Here is a 3954-nt window from a genome sequence, read left to right as displayed (position 1 = left end):
ATAAAATAGGTTAGAGCGTCCTTTGTGCGTCCGAATGGACGCACGGCGCTCTAGGACTGCCTTTCCGACCGGAGCGGCCGCCTGCAAGCCTGCGGCGGCCGCCTGGCGCGTTCCTGGCAGTGCAAAGACCAATAAAAAGCGAGGCGAAATGTCCGATACTGCGTTTCGGCTGAAGGGCATCGTCAAGATTTTTCCCGGCGTGAAGGCGCTCGACGGCGCCAGTCTTGCGGTCCGGCCCGGCGAGGTTCACGGCCTCGTCGGCGAGAACGGCGCGGGAAAATCGACGATTATCAAGGTTCTGGCAGGTATCTACCAGCCCGAAGGCGGAGAGATCGAGATCGGCGGCGACAGGCTCGATCCGGCGAACCCGGATAATGTCCATGCCGCAGGCGTCCGGTTCATCCACCAGGAACTGCATCTGGTGCCCCATTTCACGGTCACCGAGTCAGTGTTCATGGGTCAGGAAATCTCCGGCCCGCTCGGCCTTGCCAGGGGCGCGATGCGTCGCAGGGCCGAGGCGTTCCTGCGCGACACGCTGGGCATCGAACTGCCCGGAAACCGGCTGATCCGCGATATCGGTCCGGCCGAGCGCAAGCTGGTGCAGGTCGCCCGCGCGCTGATCGACGGCCATGCCAAGGTCGTGGTGTTTGACGAGCCGACCGCCCCGCTTGCGAGCGAAGAGGTGCTGAAGGTGATGCACGCGATTGCCAGGCTGAAGCGCCAGGGGATCGCAATCCTCTATGTCTCGCATTATCTGAACGAGATTACCGATATCTGCGACCGCGTGACCGTCTTCCGCCAGGGGCGGGATGTCGAGGTGTTCGAGACCGTGTCCGACGATATTGCGCCGGCGCTCGTCTCCGCCATGATCGGACGGGAGCTTTCGGCGTTCTTCCCGGACAATCGCCGCACGCCCGGAGAGATCGCCCTTCAGGTTGATGGGCTGAGTGACGGCCACTCCTTCGAGGGCGTCAACCTCGCTGTCCGCCGCGGCGAAATCTTCGGCATTGCCGGCCTGATCGGCTCGGGCCGCGAGGAACTGATCGATACGCTTTACGGGCTCCGTCGCGCCGAGTCGGGCGCGGTCTCGCTTGACGGAAAGCCGGTAAGGCTGAAAACGGCGGCGCGGGCGGTCGAGCAGGGCTTCGTGCTGGTGCCGCGCGACCGCCGTCATGACGGCTTGGTGCTGTCGATGACGGTTGAGGAAAACGCGACGCTGTCGACGCTCGATGAAAATGCCGCCTTCGGTCTTGTCGACAGGCGAAGGACGCGGACGAGAACCGAGGAGCTGATCGGCGAACTCGATATCCGTCCGGCCAATCCCGCCGCCGTCGCCCGTTTCCTGAGTGGCGGCAACCAGCAGAAGGTGGTTCTTGCCCGCTGGCTTGCCAAGGATGCGCGGGTCTTCATCTTCGATGAGCCGACCGTCGGCGTCGATGTCGGCGCAAAGGCGGAAATCTACCAGTTGATCGAACGGCTGGCAGAGGCCGGCGCGGTCGTGCTCATTTCCTCTTCCGATCCGGTGGAACTCGTCGGCGTCTGCGACCGCGTTGCGGTGATGATGCGCGGCGCGGTCAGCCGGACGATCGATCGCGACGCGCTGCAGGTCGACCGCCTTGTTGCCGCAACCACGGGCGCGGACGAAGAACGGGAGGCGACCCATGCTTAGCAGATCCATCGCCCGCCACCGGCTGATGGCGGAGCTTGTCGGCTTTCTGCCGCTGATCATTTTTCTGGCGCTTCTGACCTATGTGGGGGTCAACGCGCCCAACTTCATGACCCTGTTCAACCTGAAGCTGGTGCTGATGCAGAGCCTTCCAGTGGTCCTGCTGGTGACCGGCCTTTCCGCAGTGGTGATGGCCGGCGGAGATGATGTCGTGTCGGGCGGGATCGATCTTTCGATCCCCGCGACAGCCGTTCTTTGCGCCGGCATCACGGCAGTTCTTCTGGCCTCGGGCCTGTCGCTTCTGGCGGCATCGCTTGCAGCCCTTGCCGCAGCGCTTGCCGCTGGCGCGGTCAACGCCGTTCTGATCACGCGCCTCAGGATGACGCCGCTCTTGACCACGCTTGCCATGTTCGTGGCGCTGGTTGGCATCAACAACATGGTGACGTCGCGGCGGCGCATTAACCTGACCGACGGTCATATCGGCCTGTTGCGGGAGGATTTTGTCTTCGGCATTCCGCTCGGCATCGTGATCGTCGCTTTCGTTGTGCTCGTTGCCTATCACCTCCTGCACCGCACTCGCTGGGGCCTCAACCTTCAGGCGGCCGGCGGCAGCCGCGATGCGGCGGAAATTTCCGGTCTCAAGGTCGACCGTCTCGTTGCCCAGTCCTATCTGCTCGCAGCCTTCATGGGGTTTCTGACGGGCTTTTTCGTCCTGGCGCGCGGCAATGGCTATTCGCCGGGCGTGGAAAACAATCTCATGCTGGAAATGGTGCTGGCCAACTTCCTGGGCGCTGCCTTTTCCCCCCGCCGTGTGGTGACCATGTGGGGCGCCGTGCTCGGCGCCGTTCTGGTGGCGGCGATCTCGATCGGCCTGAAAACCATCGGCGTCAATGTCTTCTGGACCGACCTCGTCAAGGGCGCGCTGATCCTCGTGGTCGTGGCGCTGTCGGCAATTTCGCAAAGGGTGCAGTAATGGCAAGTGAAACCGCAGGCACGCCGGTCTGGCGCGACATCGTTGTCCGCTTCGGATTCTTGATCGTCTTTGCCCTTTTCGTCGTGTTTTTCGCCGCCTGGAACCCGGTTTTCGTCCAGGGCCAGAACCTGATGAACATCGTTGAAGGGTCCGCGATCCTGATGATCATCGCGCTCGGCATGACGCTGATCGTGGCGACCGGCGGCATCGATCTGTCCGTCGGGATCGCGCTCGATTTCGGCGCGGCCTTTGCCATCGTGGCGATGAAGAGTTTCGGCATGCCGTGGTTCGGCGCGGCCTGTATCGGCATTGCCGGCGGCGCGCTGGTCGGGCTGTTGAACGCGGCGCTGGTCGTTGGCCTGCGCATCAGCCCGTTTCTGGCGACGCTCGGGACCTTCTTCATCGGTTCCTCGGTGCAGCGCATCTTCACCAATGGCGGCGGGCCGATCTCCTACCGACAGATGCCGGACGAATTCCGCAGCCTTGCCCTCGGCGATCTCTTCGGCATCCCCTCGGAGGTGATTATCGCGCTCGTGCTGGCCGCGATCTATTTCTTTGTTCTCGAGCGTTCCGTCTGGGGCCGGCGCATTCATGCCATGGGCATGCAGCGTTCGGCGGCTGTCGTCGCCGGCATCAAGGTCAACCGGATTTTGTTTTTCTGCTTCGTCATGGCATCGGCGACCTGCGCCTTCGGCGGGTTGATTGCGGCGGCCAATATCCGCATGTTCACGCCGCTTTCGGGTTTTGCCTACCTGCTGGACGCGATTGCCGCCGTTTTTATCGGCGCCGCGCTTCATCCACGCGGACGACCCAACGTGCCGGGAACAATAGCGGGCGTGCTGTTCCTCGGCGTGGTCACCAACGGGCTCAATCTGATGGGGTTGAACTTCAACACCAAGGACGCGCTGTCCGGCATCATTCTGGTCGCGGCGCTGGCGCTGGCCGTCGCCCAGCGCAACATGCGCAAGAGTTGAGGCAATGGCGGCCCCGCTTTGACGGGGCCCAGCCTCAAGCGAGCGGCGGCCGGTCGATCGAGAGCGCGGGCAGGGGACGGTCCCATTTTTCCACCCGCACGAGGCAGGTGTGGGCGATATTGCCCTGCGAAAGCCCCGAGCAGCCCTTGTCGATGGTGAGCGCATTGGGGTTGCCATGGACCTCCAGCAGGCACCCGTCGACGATCTGCGGATCGTACCAGGCGCCCGTCGGCAGGAAGATGCAGTCGGGCCTGAGCCCGTCATCGAAACGAAGCCCGGCAAGGCAGGCTCCGCGTTGGTTGAACAGGCGGATGATGTCGCCTTCTTCCAGCCCTCTTGCG

The 3954-nt window shown here is 63.5% G+C and carries 4 protein-coding genes; 3 read left to right on the top strand and 1 reads right to left on the bottom strand.

Features of this window, described 5'->3' with window-relative positions; all coding sequences use genetic code 11:
• The first annotated feature begins 148 nt into the window (after positions 1–148).
• The 3 genes from AC5DC2_RS20615 to AC5DC2_RS20605 are packed head-to-tail and all read left to right on the top strand — an operon-like array spanning position 149 to position 3613.
• The gene (locus AC5DC2_RS20615) at positions 149–1669 is read left to right on the top strand and encodes a sugar ABC transporter ATP-binding protein (RefSeq protein WP_491699837.1); all 1521 of its coding nucleotides are present in this window, start codon (positions 149–151) and stop codon (positions 1667–1669) included.
• Positions 1662–2639, top strand: coding sequence for an ABC transporter permease (locus tag AC5DC2_RS20610; protein WP_036235671.1), 978 nt, complete (start codon positions 1662–1664; stop codon positions 2637–2639). The genes AC5DC2_RS20615 and AC5DC2_RS20610 overlap by 8 nt, the downstream gene beginning before the upstream one ends.
• Positions 2639–3613 carry an ABC transporter permease gene (locus AC5DC2_RS20605; RefSeq protein WP_491699836.1) on the top strand — a complete coding sequence of 325 codons (975 nt, stop codon included), beginning with the start codon at positions 2639–2641 and terminating at the stop codon, positions 3611–3613. Before AC5DC2_RS20610 ends, AC5DC2_RS20605 begins: the two co-directional genes overlap by 1 nt.
• A 34-nt stretch (positions 3614–3647) precedes the next feature.
• Here the strand turns inward: AC5DC2_RS20605 and AC5DC2_RS20600 are convergent.
• A partial coding sequence (locus AC5DC2_RS20600) for a molybdopterin dinucleotide binding domain-containing protein (RefSeq protein WP_491699835.1) occupies positions 3648–3954 on the bottom strand: 307 nt, incomplete at its 5' end.

The organism is Martelella sp., assembly GCF_984369615.1.
This window is presented reverse-complemented; position numbering and strand designations above follow the sequence as displayed.

What these genes read in the sequence shown, in the direction of transcription:
- AC5DC2_RS20615 (WP_491699837.1), top strand. Translation starts at nt 149, where the DNA reads ATGTCCGATACTGCGTTTCGGCTGAAGGGCATCGTCAAGATTTTTCCC.
- AC5DC2_RS20610 (WP_036235671.1), top strand. Translation starts at nt 1,662, where the DNA reads ATGCTTAGCAGATCCATCGCCCGCCACCGGCTGATGGCGGAGCTTGTC.
- AC5DC2_RS20605 (WP_491699836.1), top strand. Translation starts at nt 2,639, where the DNA reads ATGGCAAGTGAAACCGCAGGCACGCCGGTCTGGCGCGACATCGTTGTC.